At 36.7% G+C, this 20383-nt stretch carries 18 protein-coding genes and 1 pseudogene; 11 read left to right on the top strand and 8 right to left on the bottom strand.

The window, feature by feature from the left end; all coding sequences use genetic code 11:
- Complete coding sequence (locus AC1M87_RS08885) at positions 1–1065, bottom strand: amidohydrolase family protein (protein WP_481593486.1); 1065 nt, start codon at positions 1063–1065, stop codon at positions 1–3.
- 141 nt (positions 1066–1206) lie between these two features.
- Positions 1207–1596: a DUF3144 domain-containing protein gene (locus AC1M87_RS08880; protein WP_481586410.1), complete on the bottom strand. Its 390-nt coding sequence runs from the start codon at positions 1594–1596 to the stop codon at positions 1207–1209.
- 115 nt (positions 1597–1711) lie between these two features.
- Between AC1M87_RS08880 and AC1M87_RS08875 the strand changes: the two genes are divergently transcribed.
- Positions 1712–2344 carry a hypothetical protein gene (locus tag AC1M87_RS08875; RefSeq protein ID WP_481593485.1) on the top strand — a complete coding sequence of 211 codons (633 nt, stop codon included), beginning with the start codon at positions 1712–1714 and terminating at the stop codon, positions 2342–2344.
- A gap of 144 nt (positions 2345–2488) precedes the next feature.
- The gene (locus tag AC1M87_RS08870) at positions 2489–4198 is read left to right on the top strand and encodes an ATP-binding cassette domain-containing protein (protein ID WP_481593484.1); all 1710 of its coding nucleotides are present in this window, start codon (positions 2489–2491) and stop codon (positions 4196–4198) included.
- A 255-nt stretch (positions 4199–4453) separates the two neighbouring features.
- Here the strand turns inward: AC1M87_RS08870 and AC1M87_RS08865 are convergent, their stop codons facing one another.
- Together AC1M87_RS08865 and AC1M87_RS08860 are read right to left on the bottom strand one after the other, a co-directional pair.
- Positions 4454–4678 carry a hypothetical protein gene (locus AC1M87_RS08865; protein ID WP_092767121.1) on the bottom strand — a complete coding sequence of 75 codons (225 nt, stop codon included), beginning with the start codon at positions 4676–4678 and terminating at the stop codon, positions 4454–4456.
- A 346-nt stretch (positions 4679–5024) separates the two neighbouring features.
- A complete protein-coding gene (locus AC1M87_RS08860; RefSeq protein WP_481593483.1) occupies positions 5025–6263 on the bottom strand; it encodes an MFS transporter in 1239 nt (412 codons plus the stop codon).
- Between the two features lie 117 nt (positions 6264–6380).
- On the opposite strand from AC1M87_RS08860, the gene AC1M87_RS08855 reads away from it, so the two are divergent.
- A complete protein-coding gene (locus AC1M87_RS08855; RefSeq protein ID WP_481593482.1) occupies positions 6381–7028 on the top strand; it encodes a TetR/AcrR family transcriptional regulator in 648 nt (215 codons plus the stop codon).
- A gap of 39 nt (positions 7029–7067) precedes the next feature.
- Here the strand turns inward: AC1M87_RS08855 and AC1M87_RS08850 are convergent, their stop codons facing one another.
- On the bottom strand, positions 7068–8534 hold the full coding sequence (locus tag AC1M87_RS08850) for a CYTH domain-containing protein (RefSeq protein ID WP_481593481.1): 1467 nt from the start codon (positions 8532–8534) through the stop codon (positions 7068–7070).
- Between the two features lie 214 nt (positions 8535–8748).
- On the opposite strand from AC1M87_RS08850, the gene AC1M87_RS08845 reads away from it, so the two are divergent.
- Positions 8749–9129: an Mpo1-like protein gene (locus AC1M87_RS08845; protein WP_035268687.1), complete on the top strand. Its 381-nt coding sequence runs from the start codon at positions 8749–8751 to the stop codon at positions 9127–9129.
- A gap of 295 nt (positions 9130–9424) precedes the next feature.
- Positions 9425–10034: pseudogene (locus AC1M87_RS08840) on the top strand (HAD family hydrolase).
- Positions 10035–10196: 162 nt separating this feature from the next.
- Here the strand turns inward: AC1M87_RS08840 and AC1M87_RS08835 are convergent.
- Positions 10197–10394 (bottom strand): hypothetical protein, encoded by a 198-nt coding sequence (locus tag AC1M87_RS08835; RefSeq protein WP_481588997.1) that lies wholly within the window; start codon positions 10392–10394, stop codon positions 10197–10199.
- A gap of 843 nt (positions 10395–11237) precedes the next feature.
- Between AC1M87_RS08835 and thiE the strand changes: the two genes are divergently transcribed.
- The 6 genes from thiE to rapA all read left to right on the top strand — a co-directional run bounded on the left by thiE (position 11238) and on the right by rapA (position 18258).
- A complete protein-coding gene (thiE, locus tag AC1M87_RS08830) occupies positions 11238–11858 on the top strand; it encodes a thiamine phosphate synthase (RefSeq protein ID WP_481593480.1) in 621 nt (206 codons plus the stop codon).
- Between the two features lie 31 nt (positions 11859–11889).
- Complete coding sequence (gene hemL, locus AC1M87_RS08825) at positions 11890–13188, top strand: glutamate-1-semialdehyde 2,1-aminomutase (RefSeq protein ID WP_481593479.1); 1299 nt, start codon at positions 11890–11892, stop codon at positions 13186–13188.
- 89 nt (positions 13189–13277) lie between these two features.
- Entirely contained in the window at positions 13278–13694 is a 417-nt protein-coding gene (locus tag AC1M87_RS08820) for a GlcG/HbpS family heme-binding protein (protein WP_481593478.1), read from the top strand.
- 1 nt (position 13695) lies between these two features.
- Positions 13696–14412 (top strand): acyl carrier protein, encoded by a 717-nt coding sequence (locus AC1M87_RS08815; protein ID WP_481593477.1) that lies wholly within the window; start codon positions 13696–13698, stop codon positions 14410–14412.
- Positions 14413–14572: 160 nt separating this feature from the next.
- The gene (locus tag AC1M87_RS08810) at positions 14573–15217 is read left to right on the top strand and encodes an RluA family pseudouridine synthase (RefSeq protein ID WP_180028829.1); all 645 of its coding nucleotides are present in this window, start codon (positions 14573–14575) and stop codon (positions 15215–15217) included.
- Positions 15218–15420: 203 nt separating this feature from the next.
- Positions 15421–18258, top strand: a complete 2838-nt coding sequence (gene rapA, locus AC1M87_RS08805) for an RNA polymerase-associated protein RapA (protein WP_481593476.1) — start codon at positions 15421–15423, stop codon at positions 18256–18258.
- Positions 18259–18287: 29 nt separating this feature from the next.
- On the opposite strand, the gene AC1M87_RS08800 is transcribed toward rapA, so the two are convergent.
- Both AC1M87_RS08800 and AC1M87_RS08795 read right to left on the bottom strand, forming a co-directional pair.
- Positions 18288–19091, bottom strand: a complete 804-nt coding sequence (locus AC1M87_RS08800) for an enoyl-CoA hydratase-related protein (protein WP_481593475.1) — start codon at positions 19089–19091, stop codon at positions 18288–18290.
- 79 nt (positions 19092–19170) lie between these two features.
- A complete protein-coding gene (locus AC1M87_RS08795) occupies positions 19171–20373 on the bottom strand; it encodes an iron-containing alcohol dehydrogenase (protein WP_092767103.1) in 1203 nt (400 codons plus the stop codon).
- Positions 20374–20383 lie beyond the last annotated feature (10 nt).

The following is a 20383-nucleotide window of genomic DNA, read 5'->3' as shown; positions in this document are numbered from 1 at the left end:
TCAAAGCTTATAAAATTGCTGCGCATTTTTACAAAATATCTGTTCAACAACTTCTGAATTATAGGCAGCGACTATGTCGCTAAAGGCATCAATGATATTTGTGAGTGATGTGCTCACTTTGTCCATTGGAAAGTTGGATGCAAACATGACACGATAAGGTCCAAAACATTGTAAAGCATGATTAATCATAGGAGAGACCAATTCAATGATTTGTTGTTTAGATGCTAGTGTTCGTCGTGTATGAAATTGATGACCCAAAACTGGCATGAACAGTCCAGACATTTTTGTATATACATTCGGACATTGAGCTAATTCTGCAAGATCTTCTTTCCAGTGGAAATAGATATTGTCTCGCGCAGTTTGGGTAATTCCTGTGTGTTTCCCTACTGGGCCGAATAAACCTGCTGGTGTGCCCAAATGGTCTAAGACAATCGAAGTCTCAGGAAAACGTTTTGCCAAAGCAATAACATCTTTAAGCTGGCTAGAATAAACCCAAGCATCGAAGCTTAAATTGTACTGGGCTAAGGCTTCAAAACCTTTTAAAAATTTTCGATCAGTGTAGAGGTGGGGGTCGTCGTTCCATGCATGAATTCCAGGATCTTCATGATGTGCAGCCATTTTTCGAATACCACGAAAATGTGGAGATGCCCTTTTATGCATTTTAAGAATTTTTTTGAAATTGCTTTCGCGAGGATCAGCTGTTGCAACGATTCCAGCCAATTTGATGTTTTCTTGAGAAAAAGGAAGCTGTTGAATAAATTGCGTTTCTTCTACAACGCCAGTCCCTTTTTGATGATGCCAGCTGGCTTCGACATGTACAACACGGCTCACAGTATAATGTCCAATGTCTTTGTGGTAATCCGCTGGTAAATAGGGTGCTGTGATGTAATCTGTAAGTCCTACTGTCTCTATTAAATCTTTAGGTTTTACGAGACGAACGACTTTATCCAATATTTTTGGATGTTTTCCAAAAAGCTTAACAGCTAAAGCGGCAGCATGCGGTGTGTGATAAGGATCCCATTGATGGATATGAGCATCGACGATGGGAAAGTTGAGTTGATTCATCGCTATCCTTAGTTGAGTCATCAATATGAATAACATACGAGAAATTGATCAATTTTTGAATTGCATTTTCGTTTGAATATTAGAGTTTAAGCATTAAAAAAGCCCCCTAAAGGAGGCTCAATGCACACAAGGCAAATCTATTTAATGATCGTGGTCATGTTTGTTTGCATGGAACTCTTCATTACGACGGAAGCGAAGGTAGTTCTCAAACTGTTCGCAGTATTCGTCATAATTATCTTCAAGCATCATATGAAACTGTTGCATGATATAAGACATCACTTGTTCTTTAGCATCACGCATTTCATTGCCATCTTTAAAGTTATTGGCAGCAACCCATGTATTAAAACGAGCAGTACCAAATAGCATCGCAGCACTGACTTGACCACGAGCATCGGCTGGTTTAACAGTAGAACCTTTTTCAACACGGCAAAATTCATTGGCTTGCTTAATAAATTCATCAGCACGTTCGAAGAAAATCGCATTCAATGCTTCTTCTTCAGTGACATCAGTCGCTTGAATCTTTTGAACCATGAATTGTTCCTAATAAATAACTTAATTCAAGCACTATTATAGGCAAAGGCTTGCATAAACTAAACCTTTCACTTAATCTAAAAATAGCCTAAGTAATTTTTTTATGAGCTTTTCTATGCAAGATGCTATCGCAGTTCAAAGTTTAAAAAGTGATATTGCCTTACTGAGACAGAATATTTGGCCACCTGTTGATCTTGCGAATGTCGAAGGTCTTCCCATTTATTATGGAAGCAAAGAGCAAGTAACTGCTTATTACCAGCAGTGGACAGGTCTAATCGAAAGGGCACAAGATTTATTTCAACCTTTTATGGAAGATGAGGTTTTAGATGCCATTCATTTACCGAGTCATCTAAATTTACCGCTGTTTTATTTTCATGTAGACCGAATTCGCATTAACAAAACACGTGCAAAGGAATCAAAGACTTTTCGTGGTATTGCCAGTGTGTTAGATAAGTGTGGGCAGTTTGAACCTGAACAAGTTTTGGCAATGAGTCGCTGGTTAGATCATGATGACACTGCTGCATTAGTTGCGCATCGCGAATTTATAGATTTAAGAACTTATGTATTTCAGCATGGACAAAGTGAATATACGCGAACACGATTTTATGTAAATGGTATTGTCTTAAGTGTTGAGCCTCATTTTGAGTTGATTGATGCTCGCGATAAACCACGTAAGCAACGAAATGACTCATATAGCGATCCATTGGCGGATAACAACACGTGGCGTATTTATGGTAAATATCGTTAGTTGAGCTGATTGAACTTAGTTTTTAGACATTAGAATCAATGATTAGCTACTTTATAAGTACAAAGCTTCTACGATCAATATCAAAACCTATTGATAAGTAGTGTTTAAAATAGTCATCACAAAAAATAACTAATTTAAAGAATGATGACTGAAAAGATTAAACAATTTAAAAAGGCGTGGATGTTATTCCGTCAACATGATGAAAATGGATTAAGTGTATTCTTCGTTTTAGCCATACTTCAAATTTTAATTATTGGTACGAGTGTTGGTTTACCGTATTTGTTTAAGCTGCTGATTGACCAGACTAGTGAGCCTGATCATTACTATTCGATTCGAGACTTTTTTCAAATTCATCTACTCTATTTATTCGCCGTTGCTTATGCACTCGCTTGGTTTATCAATGAGGGGATGAAGAATGTAAATAATTTTGCCATGTCTATGATGATCAGAAATGTTGATGCATCCATGCTTAAAGCTGGAGTATTTAATTTTCTTGATTTGAAATTAAAAGCTCAACGTCAACAAGATATCGGTGTATTTAATGCAAATCTAATTCGTGGCAGTGAAGCACTTGGTACAATTATTTTTACTATATTTTTTGTCATTGTACCTACGGTATTTAAAATCTTAGGTATGGTGTATGTGCTCGGAAATACGATCAATCTTGAATTTGGTGTGTATTTTTTCGTATTCTCAGCTTGTACAGTTGCTTTATCGCTCATCATTACCTTTAAGACACAAGATATCTTTACGATTATGTATGGTGCTCGAAATCAACTGAATCAATTTGTGATTGAAAAACTCCAACAAAGTTATGATATCAAACTCAGTCATTCGAAATATTACGAATTTGAAGAGTTTAGCCGCAGAATCGATGACTATAAAATAAAGACTCAGGATACCTATAAAAAACTTCAGTATCTCATGATATATCAACTGTTATTTGTGTCATTTTTTCTTTTGCTATTCATGGTTTTATCAGTCTATATGTTTGAATATCAAAGTTTTAGTTCAGGTGATTTTGTATTAGTCAGTACCTATATTATAGGTTTAACCATTCCTTTAATGATGATGTCTCAAAATATCATTCATTTGAAAGGTCATATTGTGGCTATTGATCAGTACCTAGAATATTTTGAATTGGAACATGAGTCATTCGGTACGAATGATCTAACAGCTGAGGAACAAAAAGAAAGTGCGGTGGCATATTCATTTCAAAATGCGACATTTGATCTAGGTCAGCAGACGATTGAAAATTTTAATTTAGACATCGTGTGTGGAAAAATATATTTAATTCAGGGGCGAACAGGTATTGGAAAATCAAGTTTCCTCAATTATTTGGTTGGAATAGAAAAGATCAAATCTGGACGACTATTCTTTAGAAATTTAGAGATCACTTCAGTATTTTCAGAAAAGATATTTGATCAGATTGCTGTGGTCAGCCAAACTCCGATCGTATATTCAACCTCATTAAGACAAAATTTGATTCAAAATACTGAGATCAAATATTCTGATGAGGAGCTTAAACATTGGCTAAAAGAGTTTGATTTACTCCATTTGCTGGAAAAAAATCAAATTGAGTTAGACGATGATATACAAGAAATTTATAAAAATTTTTCTGGTGGTGAAAAACAACGATTGAACATCATTCGTGCATTACTAAAACAACCAAAGCTTCTGATCTTAGATGAACCTACAGCAGCCTTAGATGAGAAAACAAGTTCGAAAATTCTAAAAATTATTCAAGATCGAGTTGAAACGGTTATTATGATTTCTCATGAACGTATGGCGACAGAAATTGCTGATGAAATTATTGATTTCAACATCATTCTAAATTTTAACAATAAGGATTAAATGATGATTGTTCTGGCATGAATATCATTCAAAAAAAAGCGATTTTTAAAAATATGTATTTATTTGATAAAATTTAGTCTCGAGCAACGATTCATGTACTTGATGATAGATTTTGATGTCAGTTAAACAATCAAATGATAGAAACTCATAAGTGAAAAACCTTGTAAGTTATCAATCAAAAGGCTCATTCATGAGCCTTTTGATGAGTGATTTGAAAGATTAAAAAATCTATTGATCATAGGAATTTTTTTTTAATTAAACCAGCGTGTCTACAACGCCTTTTAATACACCTAATCCTAATGAATCAATTGTTCCATTAAGTGTTTCATTTACGCCAGTGCCAATTTTCACTAAAGGATCTTTTAATCCTACAAGAGAGCCGACAGTACCAAGCAAATTAGTCACTAAACCTGCACCAGATACTGCTTCAATTTCATCTAATGTAAGTTCTTTTAAAGTTGTTGGATTTGAATTATTCATTGTATTCACCATTCGTGTTTGATTTTATTTTCAAGTAAATCGAATAACTAGCGTTAAACGATAGACTCATCATAATGAATGCATTTTGTATGCCAACTAATAAATAATGATAAATATATAATTTAGGTATAATTAATAATATTGAGGAGTGATTAACGGATTTTTCATGAAAAAATTCATTATTTTTGTGCAAATGTCACCGAATTGGTGCATTGATCGATTTGAATGATGGTTGAGAATTGAGTGCGTTAATTTTATAAATTGATTTCACTCAACGAAATGAGTTTATATTTCATAGAATTATTTAAGAATTGAGCGTAAAAAATTACACTCAACTCAACTCAACTCAATTAATTGATGTACATTGCTGAGCTTTAGGATTATTTAATCCTCGACTATGTGTGAATACAGCAATTACAGCTAAAGAGATAAAAATCAATACACTGTAAATTAAGGTGCTGGTATTGAAGTGATCTACCATAAAACCACCAAATAATGCGCCTGCTGCAATCATGATTTGGAACATACTGACAAAAAGAGGCATCCCTTTTTCAACCGCATGTGGCGCATGTAAAAACATCCAAATATTGGCTGTCGTAGGAAAGGCACCAAAAGCAAAACCCCATAATGCTGTAAGAATATATGCACCAGGTAAGAATTTGGCATAAACCGGGAATGTAAGGAATACGATTGCTAGACACAATGCAACAGCAAAAAGCGTATAGCGGACATTGATATTGCTGCTATAACCAGAGAATGCATTGCCTAAGAAGCCTGCTGCTCCATAAATAAGAAGTAATGAACTGATGGTTGAACCATCAAATCCTGCTTCATTTTTATAGAATGGCGCCAAGTAACTGTATGTTGAAAAATGCGCTAATCCGATAAATAAAACAATGATTAACCCTTTACGAGCTTTTGGATCTCGAAACAATGCTGGTAAATCACTATATTGAATAGCTGAAGTCGGCGGTAATTTCGGTAGGAATTTAATCTCAAATAACAGAATAATGGCACCAATCACTGAGGTGATCATAAAAGCATTACGCCAACCGTAAATTTCACTTAGCCATGTTCCAACCGGAACACCCAGCACAGTTGCCAGAGTTACGCCAGCCATGACGATAGCTGTTGCTTTGGCGATGGGTAGGTGAGTAGGTGCAACACGACCACTTAAGGCGATTGCAGTTGCCCAGAATCCGCCTATCGCGATAACCAAGAAAAAGCGACTCAATAGAATCCAATTGAAACTTTCTGAATAGCTCGTAATGAAATTTGCAATGACCATGACCGCTGTGAGTGCGATTAATAAATAGCGTCGATCAAGTTGCTTCACCCAGACCGAGATAAGCGGTGCTGCGAAAGCTCCCATTACGCCTGGAAGGGTAATGAACAGGCCAGCAGTACCGACAGAAATATTGAGATCTAGTGCGATTGCATTGAGCACACCAATAGGGAGAAACTCACTGGTCACTAATATAAAAGCGGTGATAGAAAGTGTAATAACAGCAAACCAATTACCTTGATTTTCTGTAGGAGATGGAGAATGAACAGCGGTTTCAGTCAGATGAGATTCAGATTTCATTGACCAACGCTCCTTGAAAATAATTTCATAATGATTGTTATAAAAATAAAATATTTGAATTTAAGATCTGGGTCAATTAATTTATTAATGATCATTATAAAATTAATTGGGTTGAATATGCAGGAAAGTTCAAAGCCAATAAATCAAATGGATAGTGCCAAATCAATATCTAAGGGGCGCGGACGTCCTAAGTGTTTTAATGAAGAACAAGCACTTGAACAAGCCATGACACTATTTTGGAAATACGGTTATGAAGCCACTTCAATGAGTGATTTAACATTCGCCATGGGAATTACTGCACCTAGTCTTTATAGTACGTATGGTGATAAATCTGAGCTCTTTAATCGTTGCATTGACTATTATCTCAGGCACGAATCATGCTCGATGGAAATGATTTTTAAACATGCACATTCCATAAAATTAGCAATGGAACTTTATTTGATTGAAAATCTAAAACGACTGGTGCAGAAAGACAAACCGAAAGGATGTATGTTGGTCGTGTCGACAATGAACTGTTCGATTCAAAATCAACAAATACAACAATCAATTTCGCAAAAAAGACAGTTATCTAAATCGAATTTACTAGAAAAATTATTAGCTGCTCAAGCCTCAGGTGAAATTAGTACACAAACTAATATTCAGGCAATGACAGATTATTATATGACGATTTTACAAGGACTAAGCTTACAAGCACGTGATGGGGCGACTTTTGAACAATTGGAAAGCGTTGTACACATGGCGATGCAAACTTGGGATCATTTTTAAGTCAGAACTTCTCACTTACGAAAAGTTCTGACTTGAATTTTATGACTTGATAAATTTTCGGCTTACTAAGAATTGTTCAGTCGCTTCCAAAAGTTTTTCAGCGTAAATTTCTTGCTTTGCCGTCAACCAACCTAAGGCGAACCAGTCACTGGCTTCTAATTCTGTTTGCTGTAAGTATGATGATGAGGAAGATAATACTTGATATTGTTCAGCTGCATAATGTGCATCATTAAGCGCCTTGCCGTATTTTTGTAAATTTTTCACATCAAAAATTTGTGTTAAGACTGGGAAACTGAATTTTAATTCACTTAAATGTATTGCCAATTGGTCAAGACTTTCAAAGTTAGAAGGATCAGCTTCATTCAGACATTCCTGTAAAACTTTATACTGCTGTTGAAGCGTATTTTGAGCATAGGTTTTGAGGTCTTGGGTTTGCACCTTCTTGGAATTGCCTAAACTAAAACTCAAAAGTTCAAGATAGTGTTGAACGTTTTGGGTAGATTTGACTAAGTTATTTAATTTTTCTCGGGCGTAGAGCACATCTTTACTTAGCATTTCAGCAGTTTTAGGGTTTTGCAGAATAGCGCCTAAGGTGTGTTGCATATGCTCATAATGTTTTAGGTTTTCAAAATGACTTTTAAATGCAGATAACTGATGTGCCCATTTATCTGTGCTCTTTGATGTCCAGTCTTTAAAAATAGATAGACTTAAAAACAAATAGTTCAAAGCAATATGTGCTTGTTCGATGTGTTCCTGTTCAGCCACTTCCGCAGAAATCGCAGCAATATTCGGCAGCAAATGTTGCATATGATGACCGATCATCATTCGAATCGTTTTTTCTGCGCTTTCTTTTTTTGCAACGATCCATTCTTTTTCAGTTCGCGCTGGGCTTACAACTAAATTTGAAACCAATAAATTACCAAACTCAGCTTTACTTCGAACATCTAGCCAAAGTTGATATTTTTTGACCCACTCAAAACTAAACGCTAGTAATGTTTCAACTTTTCCTTGTTTGAGTTCAAACTCTACTTCATGAATCTCATGTTCTCGATCACCTGATCGTACAACGCCAATATCTAGACACACTTCAATTTCAGCATCTTCAAAGCTAATCACTCGAACTGTACGTTGAATGTCTGTTTCAAACTGCAAGACTAATTGGTCAAAATCACCTTTCAATGCGTCATTTAAGACCTCATAAGCTTTGGAATTATCTGAATAAATAGATAAATCTAAATTCGGTGCAGCCTCAAGATTACCTAAATCATGATTATGTTCGAAACGGTGTAAATGGCTTTTACTTTTCGTCGCTTTTAAGGTTTGAACCCAATTGGTATTTTCAAGACGTTGTCGAATGGCTATCCCATGCTGAGAGAGTAGGCGATCAGGAGTGTCATAGTACTTTGCTTGCATTTGAATGAGTTCAGACTTTTTTGGATCGATTGCTTTTAAAATCGCATTTCGTCGAGCTTCTGGGATCTGAAACTTTAATTCAATTTCAAGCATGTGATTTTCCTAATTGATCAATCATTTTCATAGAAGTAAGACATTTGATTGCCTTTTAATTTAAGGGGATTGTAACTGATTCAGTTAGAACCACAATCTTGACAATTCACTTACATTTACTTGAATGAATGATTAATCACAATATTTGTAAGATAAGCTTTTCAAGTGCAATTTTTTGAATTAAGGTGGTCAAAAAAAGGACAGGAATACAACAATGAATGCTTATGTAGAGCCGTCTTCATCGCAAGAAGAAGCTAAATTACAATTACCCATCAAGAATTACTCAGAATTTTATCGTTTTTATTTGACTGAACACCGCAGCATTATGAGTCGTCGTTTACATGCAGCAGGTAGCTCAATCGGTATTTATTTTTTTACTCAAGCGATTCGTCAGCGTAAAGCTAAATATCTAGTCTACGGATTAGTTTCAGGCTACGCATGCGCGTGGGTGGGGCATTTTGTTTTTGAAAAAAATAAGCCAGCAAGCTTTAAACAACCGTTGTATAGCTTTATTTCAGACTGGAGAATGTTATCGGATATTTTGCGCGGAAACTTGAGTTTGAAAGATCGTAAATTTGATAAAATTGATAGCTAAATTTATATATTGTTAAAAAAGCTCAGCAGATTCTGGGCTTTTTTTGTCATGAAATGTTTTAAGAATGCTACACAAAAATATGATTATATGATAGCTGGAAAGGCTTAAGATCCAATGAATAAATCCAAATTATAAATATTGGGATTAAATAAAAAAATTAACGTATTCAGTTAGATGAGTTAACGGTATTATTCTGATAAACCACATATAATACATATTATGTTAATTTAAATAATACTGAAAAAAAGAAGATGAACTATATATAGAACTTTTATTATGAGAGTGAGTATTTTTAATGCGAAACATACTTCTGTTTGATTTAGATCAAACTATTTTGAATAGAAATGAGTCACTTATTCGTTTTATAAGTTGGCAAGTAAATTTTTTCCAATTAGTACCACAAGAACTAAAAGATGCATTTATAAAAAAATTTATTGAATTGGATGATAATGGAAATGTTTGGAAAGATATCGTTTACAGTCAATTAATCAAATATTTTAATATAAAAAATTTACTGTTGATGAATTACTTAATTCTTACATTACTGATTTCAATAAATTTTCAATTGGTTTTGATGACGTCCAAAAAGTCATTTCAGATCTTTATCAAAAGGGATATAAGATTGGGTTAGTCTCCAATGGAAAAAGCCCATTTCAGGAACATAATTTTTATGCTTTAGGTCTTACCGAATATTTCTCGACTATCATAGTTTCAGAAGCGATTGACTTAAGAAAGCCCGATAAAAAAATATTTGCTTATGCTTGTTACCAGTTAAATTGTTCACCTTCTGATTGTATTTTTATTGGTGACAATCTTAAAGCTGATATAGAAGGTGCAAAAAATGTTGGTATGAAAACTATTTTTTTCACCCAAATCAATTACTAAAAAAAACTATTACAGATTAGAGTATTCATCATTATGATGAATTAGAGCGAGCCATCAATAGAATAAATAAAGAGGACGTATGATGAATGATATAATTAACTCATATGATAACTTTTTTATAGAATTGAATGGATTAAGTGATGAATCAAATAATTAAATGCGACTATTTAACATAATAGAGCTCATCCTAAGTTTTTTAAATCAGGTCGAATTTTATAAATATTATTTTGGAGTTCAAAAATATGACTTAGAGCTTTTCCTATCAGTAATATATTTTCTCTATTTTCTAGTGATGGATCTGATTGAATCTTACTAGGAATACTGTCTAATAATATAGCGGCTTGATGCAAATCATCATTTATTTTTTTTAATTGATCCATTTTTCTCTTCTATAAATATTGGTTAGGATATAAATAATATTACGTTGAGATCCTGAATTATTCAATTATATGGTGTATTGTTCTTCAAATAAGAACTTTTTAGAACATATAGATCTCTTTCATAAATCTTAGATTAGCATTTGAAGTGCAACACCATCTTTTTTAACTACACCTTACACATGTAAGCGGTTTGTATAATTCAAATATTCTTCTGCTATCTATTTTCTTTACTGGATAGTCGGACGTAATGTCTTTGCCATCTACTACTACCGAAATTTCTTCAAAATCAAAATAAATATTTACTAAATTTTCTTTAAAACAAATAAATTCAATTTGACTTTCTTTACTCGTGTCAGAAAATTTTCACTGAAAGTGGTTTAATTAGATAAATCGTTATTTACTTTTCAATAATTACATTTACTAAGTCCTTACTATTATTTTTATACATAAATTTATGATTTTTAATAATATTTTATTTACCTCCTAATCTTAAAAGGGAATCTCTTAGTCATTTGCTGTACATAACATGCCAAAAGGTGTTTTCATACTGATTCGTTTATAACTAATGCCAGGTATAGGCTCCTTCGCAGGCAACATATCTCTTTTTTCGCAAATTTCCTTTATGTACTTAAGTGTGTCTTTCGAAGAACTAGATGGAATATATTCAAACGTATTGGAGCCAATTTTTCTTGGATTAAATTTCACAAATTCATTTCAATCAATATCTTTAATACGCTTAGTCAACAATAGAGCCTGTTAATTTCTACATTTTATCAATGTGTTCTTCCAAGGCTTTGTCCTATAATGTTTTAAATTTTTAGTATTTGCCTAGAGTTATTCTTTATGCGCGGTTTGTATTTAATCACCAACGATGATCCTATTGAACTTCTATTAGCAAAGCTTGAAGGAGCGATGGCAACTTATGAAGTTGCAGTACTTCAGTATCGTCGTAAAAACGTTGCGAAAGAAGATCAAGCTTATGAAATTGAATACATGAAGAATATGTGTAATCAATATAAGGTTCCTTTTGTCATCAATGATGATTTAGAGGCCGCAGTCAAATATGGCGTGGGTGTGCATCTTGGTCAAGATGATGGTTCAATCCAAGAGGCTGTGGAAAGATTGCCAAAAAACGTCATAATTGGACGTAGTTGTAATAATTCTATTGAACTAGCTGAGCAAGCGATCGCAGACGGCGCAAATTATGTAGCATTTGGCGCAATTTATGCGACACAAAGCAAACCTGAAGCAGGTAATATTGGTTTAGAAACATTAAAAGCTGCAAAAGCAAAATTAAATGTACCTATTTGCGCGATTGGAGGTTTGACGGTTGAAAATGGTGCTGAAGTGATTGCTGCCGGAGCAGATCTTTGTGCTGTTATTAGCGATGTATTGGGTCGGTCTATGTCAACCGTTGGTCAACGTGTTTACGATTGGTCAGAGCTATTTACTAAACAAGCTTAAATTTTTTACTTTTTTGAGTTGAGTGATTTTCATGAGTTTATCTCCTAAGCAAGAACAACTATTTAAACAAGCCAGCAAACATATTCCTGGTGGTGTGAATTCTCCAGTACGTGCTTTTAATGGTGTAGGCGGTACGCCGGTATTTATTGAAAAAGCTCAAGGTGCCTACCTGTATGATGTAGATGGCAAACGCTATGTAGATTATGTGGGTTCATGGGGACCAATGATTTTAGGACATGCACACCCTGCGATTATTAAAGCTGTTCAAGACGCCGCTGTTGATGGTCTAAGTTTTGGTGCACCTACAGTGCATGAAACGACATTGGCAGATATTATCTGTGAAATTATGCCGTCGATTGAATTGGTACGTATGACCAACTCAGGGACAGAAGCAACAATGACTGCGATTCGTCTTGCACGTGGGTATACAGGTCGTGACAAGATTGTTAAGTTTGAGGGCTGTTACCATGGTCACTCAGACTCACTTTTAGTGAAAGCAGGTTCTGGTCTACTCACAAGTGGTGAAGGCGAGGCGACATCGGCGGGTGTTCCTGCTGATTTTGCAAAACATACTTTGACGCTTCCATACAATGATATTACGACTTTAAAAGAATGCTTTGCTAAATTTGGTTCCGAAATTGCGGGTGTTATTGTTGAACCTGTTGCAGGTAACATGAACTTGGTTAAACCAATTGATGGATTCTTGCAAGCCATTCGAGATGTGTGTGATGAGCATGGTTCAGTCTTCATTATTGATGAAGTGATGACCGGATTCCGTGTTGGATTAGGTGGAGCTCAAGCACACTACGGTGTTACACCTGATTTAACTACGCTAGGTAAAATTATTGGTGCAGGTCTTCCTGTAGGCGCATTTGGTGGTAAGCGCGAAGTGATGGAATGTATTGCTCCTCTAGGTAAAGTTTACCAAGCAGGAACTTTATCAGGTAACCCGCTGGCAATGAGAGCTGGGATTGAGATGTTTAAACATCTTCGTCAACCAGGTTTCTATGAAAATCTAACCGCACAGCTCGAAAAGTTATTGACTGGTTTACAGACTGCCGCTGATGAAGCAGGTATACCATTTAAGACTCAACAGGTTGGAGGTATGTTTGGATTGTATTTCACTGATCAAGAAGATATCACAAGCTTTGATTCAATGTTGAAATGCGATGTTGAAATGTTCCGTAAATTCTTCCATGGCATGTTGGATGAAGGTGTAAATTTAGCGCCTTCTGCTTTTGAAGCCGGTTTTATCTCAAGTGCGCATTCCGATGAGGATATTGCGTTCACTATTCAAGCAGCTAAGAATGTATTTGCGCGTTTAAAATAGAATTTTTTTGAAAATCTATTAACATAAGCCTACAGTGTAAATACTGTAGGCTTTTTTGCACGTATAAAATTCACGGACTTAAAATAGAAATGAAATTAAAACATTATTTAACTTTAGAAGACGCGGAGTTTTTACTGACGCGTGCGCAACAATATGCGATTGATAAAAAGTTGAATGTCAGTATTTCTGTTGTAGATGAAACTGGAAGTTTACTTGCAATGAAACGCATGGATGGTGCCTCTCCAATGACTGCGAATTTGTCAGCTGAAAAAGCAAAATGTTCAGCTTTGAGCCGCCACCCATCTCAAATTTTTGAAGAGCTGATCAAAGATGGGCAATTGGGTTTTCTGACTGTTCACTCATTGTCGGGAATGTTAGAAGGTGCGGAACCCATTATTTATCAAGGGCAATTGGTGGGAGCCGTGGGAGTTTCAGGTGTTAAATCTTTTGAAGATGCTGAAATTGCGCTGCATGCCATAGAAGTTTTCTTGGCTTTAGCTGATTAAAGTGGCAATGTCATATTTTTATACACCACCCAAAAAAATTGAACTCAGCGCGAGTTTGGCAAAGTGGTCCATTGAAGCTGAACAATGCGTCTTGGTGGTTTTTGGATTTCAACGTTTAGCTGAATATAGCAATGACCAACATCAAGAATTATTAATTCATTTAAATCGCTTAATTAAAAAAGCTCAGGCTTTAGATATTGAAGTGATTGAAATTGAAGAGCAGCAATCATTTTCTAAAGTAGCGCAGTTGGGTGAATTACTCGCAGAAAAGAAACAACTCATTGTGTCTGGCATGATCAATTCACCTATAAAGCAACTTTTACAGCATATCATTTCGATTACTCCTCAAATTTGTGTGGTGAACGATGCTGTTCATGTAGAAACGAAGAGCCAACATTTACAGTGGATTGAGAACTGTGTAGAACAAGGTATTCATCATATGAACACCTCTGCCATGATTCGAATGCTGGAATTGAGTGCGCCGTCCTCATTTATTCTTTCTGAAAAGGGTATATTACTGTCTATTGCTGAATACCTTGAATTCGATATTTTAGAAATTGATCCATTTCAAGATTTAAGGCGCTATGGCTTAGATTCGGTCGCAATGGTGAGTTTGATTGGCTTGTGGAGAGCCAATGGCGCACATATAGATTTTGAATCATTTGGGCAAAATTGTACACTTTCTAAATTGCTTCCTATCCTGAGAAAAGACAGCTAGATATCACAAACAAAACTTAATTCATTTGAATCGTCAGATTGATTTAATTTGTATCAGATATCGGAAAAATCATCACTGTTTGTCGATTTCAAGATTGTAATTTATCGCTAAGCTTTCTATTATTGCCGCCTTGTTTTCACGATCTGCTAGGAATAGAAATTTGAGTCATTTTCTTCAGGAACATCTCATTCATCGTGATCAAGATTTTATGGTGATTCACAAACCAGCTGGATTACTTTCTGTTCCGGGCAAAACGCCTGACCTTCAAGATTGCGTTATTAATCGTCTTCTTCAAGAAGAACCACGTACGCTTCTGATTCATCGTTTAGATCGTGATACATCCGGCTTATTGGTGTTTGGACTCAGTAAAACAGGTCAAAAATCGATCTCTCGCCAATTTCAAGAACGTGAAACCGATAAAACTTATCAAGCACTAGTCGTGGGATGTGTAAAAGGTCAAGGAACTGTAGATATTCCTGTGATTTACGACCCATCGCGTCCGCCATTGCATATCGTAGATGCGCATCACAATAAAGCAGCGTTAACGCATTGGGAAGCAGTTGAACAATTTCAAATTCAAGATCAGTGGGTGACACGCGTAAAATTAACGCCAATCACAGGTCGAGCACATCAACTTCGCGTTCACATGCAGCATTTAGGGCATCCCATCGTAGGGGATACTTTGTATGCAACACCAGCGCAACAAGCTTTGAAAGATCGACTCTGTTTGCATGCAGAGCAGTTAAGTTTCAATCATCCTGTTACCGGTGAACGACTGAACTTTCATTGTCCAGTGCCGTTCTAAATACACATTTTAAAATCAGCATACGAATATTTTTATGATCTGATCATGATGAAATTATGGTTATGATCAATTAAGTATATCGTTGCTAAATATTGCTCACTTTTTGGTGGGCTTTATGTCAAAATATATTGCTTATAGACGTTAAATTTTGCTCAAATCATCTCCTGTTTGAGCATAAGTTTTCAGTCCTAACTTGAGATAAGGTGGAAAAATTGCAGCAGTTTGCTATTGGTCAACGTTGGTTATCAGACACAGAGACAGAGTTAGGTTTAGGGGTTTTGATTGATGTAAATGAACGATCAATTAGTATCCTCTTTCCTAAAAGTGACGAAACCCGTGTCTATGCACGTAGTAACGCACCTTTATCTCGAATTGTGTTCAATGTGAATGATGAGCTTCAAGACCAAGAGGGCATCGTCTGGAAAGTCGAATCATTAGAAGAGTGTGGTGGCGTTATTCGTTACAACGTAATTCGTCAGTTACAAGATGGTACTGATGAACGTAAATCATTAAATGAAACTCGTGTTGGTGCGACGATTCAATTGTCTAAACCACTTGATCGTTTACTGGCAAGCCAAATTGATTATAAAGAATGGTATGACCTGCGTATTGAAGCATTACAAATGCAAGCTAATATGCAAAATAGTCCATTACGTGGCATGGTGGGGGCTCGTGTTGGATTGATTCCTCACCAATTTTATATCGCGCATGAAGTAGGTAAGCGCTTTGCTCCACGTGTCTTATTGGCGGATGAAGTTGGTCTAGGTAAAACTATTGAAGCAGGTTTAATCATACACCAGCAACTTAAAACAGGACGTTCTGAACGCATCCTCGTTTTAGTTCCTGATTCGCTGCAATATCAGTGGATGATTGAAATGCGTCGCCGTTTCAATTTGAATTTCTCGCTATTTGATTTAACGCGTACTGCTTCGATCAAAGAACATGATCCAGAATTGAATCCGTTCTTAACTGAACAGTGCATCATTGCGTCTGTTGATCTCATGATCGACCATGAAGATTTACGTGAGCAATCGCTCGAAGCAGGTTTTGATTTGCTTGTGGTGGATGAAGCACATCATTTGATGTGGTCAGAAGAAGAAGGTGGTAATGACCGCTATGACCTTGTTGAAGAATTTGCTGAAAAAACTGCAGGCGTACTTTTACTGACTGCAACGCCTGAACAGTTAGGGGTCGAGTCTCATTTTGCCCGTTTACGTTTACTCGATCCGCAACGTTTTAGTTCGCTTGATCGTTTCTTAGATGAAGAGGAAAAATATCAGCAAACAGCTCAAATTGCAGAAGTGCTGATGTCGGATCAACCTCTTGAAGCTGATCATTTCCAAGCAATTGAGCAGTTACTGGGTCACAAGATTGAAGATGAGCCAGAACAGCGTTTCCGTGCAATTCATGAATTGTTAGATCGTCACGGTACGGGACGTGTACTATTCCGTAATACACGTGAAGCGATTCAAGGCTTCCCTGGTCGTGATTGTCAGCCTGCACCATTACCTGCGCCAGAAGGATGGTCGATGGATGGTAAACTTCGTGAACAAATGTGGCCAGAAGAAGCGCAATTGGACGGGGCTTGGATGGAAACTGATCCGCGTGTAACGTGGATTATGGAAATGCTCCGTACTCAGTTAAAGCATAAAAAAGTCTTGCTGATTGCGCGTAGTGGGCCTGTAGTTGAAGCTTTAGAAAATGCATTACGTATCCATGCAGGGATTCGTACAGCAATGTTCCATGAAGGCATGAGTCTATTAGAGCGTGACCAAGCAGCTGCTTATTTTGCAGAAGATTCCTATGGTGCTCAGATTTTATTGTGTTCAGAAATTGGTTCAGAAGGTCGTAACTTCCAGTTTGCTTCAGATTTAATTCTATTTGATTTGCCAGCAAACCCTGATGTTCTTGAACAGCGTATTGGTCGACTTGATCGTATTGGTCAAGAAAACCGTATTCAGATTCATGTGCCATATTTAGTGGGCACTGCACAAGAGCGTATGTTCCGTTGGTACAATGAAGCATTAAATATTTTCAGCAATATTTCTCCGACCGCGCAAACCTTACAAGAAAACTTTATTATTGATCTTAAAGATTGCTTGTTGGCTGATAAAGGTCAAGCGTTTGAAGATTTGCTTGAAGCTGTAAGTGTGCAACGAGAAGCTTTAGAGCAAGAGCTACAAGCAGGACGTGATCGTTTATTGGAATACAATTCTTGTCGCCCAATGGTTGCGCAAGAAATTGTGCAAGCGCTTGAAGAGTATGATGACAATACGACTTTGCCAATGTTTATGAAACGCTTCATGGCGTCAACCAATATTGATTTTGATGAGCAAAGTAATGGCACGGTGATTATTAAGCCTACGGATCAAATGCAAGTCCAAGGTCTGACTTTGGATGAGGATGGCATGACCGTGACGTTCTATCGTGATCAGGCTCAGATCCGTGAAGATGCGCAATACATAACGCTTGAGCATCCTTTCACTGAAAGTGTCATGGAAATGATCAATACGCAATCGTTTGGTAGTACCAATGTGGCGTTATTGAAGTCTGCAGCTTTACCACAAGGTTCAGTTTTAGTTGAGGTGTGGTTCAAAGTGGATGTGATTGCACCGAAAGCATTGAACTTGCCAGCGAGTTTACCAACACAATTGATTCGTGTGTTATTAAGTGAAAAGGGCCAAGATTTATCAGCTAAAATTGCACCAGATATTTTGAAACCATACTTACATCATCTTGACGGTAATAGTTGTCGCCAAGTGGTGAAAGCACGTCGTGATGTCGTTGAACAACGTTATGCACAAGCTTTAGACATTGCAAAAGGTGCTTTGCCTGAATTAAAACAGCAAGCGAAAGAAATTTATAGCAATAAATGGCAATATGAAATTGATCGTTTAAGTTATTTGAAACAATTTAACCCAAGTATTCGCGAAGATGAAATTGCACGTTTGCAGAAGCTTCAAAAAGAAGGCTTAAGCCTTTTAGAAGGTTTAGCTGTAACGCCTGAAGCGATTCGAGTCTTGGTGGTGGTAAAGCCATAAAATAAAAAAAAGCACCCTAGGGTGCTTTTTTAGGACTGCAGAAATTGATTGAAGTCAGGTTTTCTTTTTTGTAAGAAAGCCATCACGGCTTCAATCATTTCAGGCGATGTTAAACGTTCTGCAACAACCTCAGCTTCCTGAACAATACAATTCTGAATTTGATCTTGCTCGGGTCGAATTTGTTTTTTAATAATTTTTAGCGTGGTCATTGGCAGTTGACTCATCTGTTGAGCCCGCTGTAAAGCTAATTGTTCAGGTTGCTCGCAAATCTGATTGATGATTCGACATTTTAGCGCTTCTTCCGCTGAAAATTTTCGACCTGTGAGCAATAATTCGGCAGCCATATGATAACCAGCCAACTCAGTGAAAAGAAGGCTGGTGCCACCCTCTACAGATAATCCCAAACTTACAAATGGAATTTGAAATTCTGTATCGGGGTGGGCGTATACCATGTCACAGTGAAATAGCATAGTGACGCCAACGCCTATAGTGCAGCCACGTACCGCAGCAATAATAGGTTTAGAAAATCTTGCGATCGCTTTTAGGAAGACAAAGGGTGGTGTAGCATCAGCGGCTAAACCAACATATTTTTGAGCGGCAGACATAAAATCTTTCAGATCATTTCCTGCGGTAAAATCCTGTTCGTTACCCTGTAAAATCACAACATTCACTTGTTGAGATTGATCTGCCGCATCCAATATTTTTGCAATGTCATTGTACATTTCCCCATTTAAAGCATTTTTTTGCTCGGGGTGATCAATTTTGATGGTCAGGATTCTATTCTCAATCGTGACATGAATAAAAGGGTTTAGTGAATCTAAATTTTTTAACATGGCGGCATTCCTTGTCGCAAATTAAAAAAGCTCAGTAGACACGATTGTATACTGAGCTTTTATTCGTGCCTTATTGGCATTAAAGTCGATTTAAAATTTGCTCAGCATCTGAATAATTCATGTATTTTGGTACGGCATAAATTCCATGGGCTTCAGTAAAAGCAGATTTAATCATCTCTGGGAAATCTTGCTTTTTTAAATTCGGAATCTCAGTATTGATTTTCAAATCTTTAAGTAATTGCTTTACGCTTTGAATGAAAATATTTGCGGCTTGTTCATCCGAAGTGTGTGACGAGCTTAAACCAATTTTCTTCGCTGCTAGTGCTAAGCGTTTTTCTGATGCTTTACGATTAAATTCTAGAACATGAGGCAAGATAATAGCATTAGCGCGTCCGTGTGGGATTTGATATTGAGTCCCTAATTGATGCGCCAAAGCATGTACATAGCCAATTCCAGCACTATTCATTGCCAAACCAGCATAATGAGAACCGAGCGCCATTGCTTCACGTGCTGCAATATTCTGACCATCTTCAAATGCAGTTTTTAAATTTTCCATGATCAATTTCATGGCTGCACTGGCGTAATAATCTGATTGTTTGTTGGCGAATCCGCTTACCCACGATTCAATTGCATGAGTAAGGGCATCAATACCAGTGTCAGCAGTGATAGCAGGTGGCATGCCTTTCATGATGACGGGATCTAAAGCAGTTGCTAATGGAACGACTTTGGGATCAATAACTAAGCCTTTGATATGAGTTTCACTGTCTGAAATAACTGCGGCAATGGTAACTTCAGAACCTGTACCGGCGGTGGTCGGAATCACGAACAATGGATATGCAGGTTTACGGCTTTTTAAAATTCCAAAAAGTTGTTTAGGTGATTTATGGTTTGCGGCTGCGAGCGCTAATACTTTTGCTGTATCAATCGTCGAACCACCCCCTATACCCAATACGCTATCGCATCCGGTATTTTTAAACAGTGCTAGAGATTTTTCGACAATTTCACAAGTTGGATCAGGTTTTACATCAGAGAAAATAACAACTTCAATCCCATTGTGCTTTAATTGATCTTGAATGGGTTGTATGACACCTAATTTGACTAATACTGCATCAGTCACAATCATCACTTTTTTCATGCCGAGCTGAGCGATATTGCCACACAATTGCATTGATGAATCTTCACCCGCAAATACGAGAGGATGTGATACTGGGATTGCAAGGGTGAGGGCTTTGACAGCCATGAGTTGAGTTTTTGCACGTAAAATAGTGGCAATCTGAGCCATAATGATCAAT

The sequence above is a fragment of the Acinetobacter sp. 24-47-62 genome, from assembly GCF_056779765.1.
Note: the sequence above shows the minus strand (reverse complement) of the source record. Positions and strands in the feature narration are given on the sequence as shown.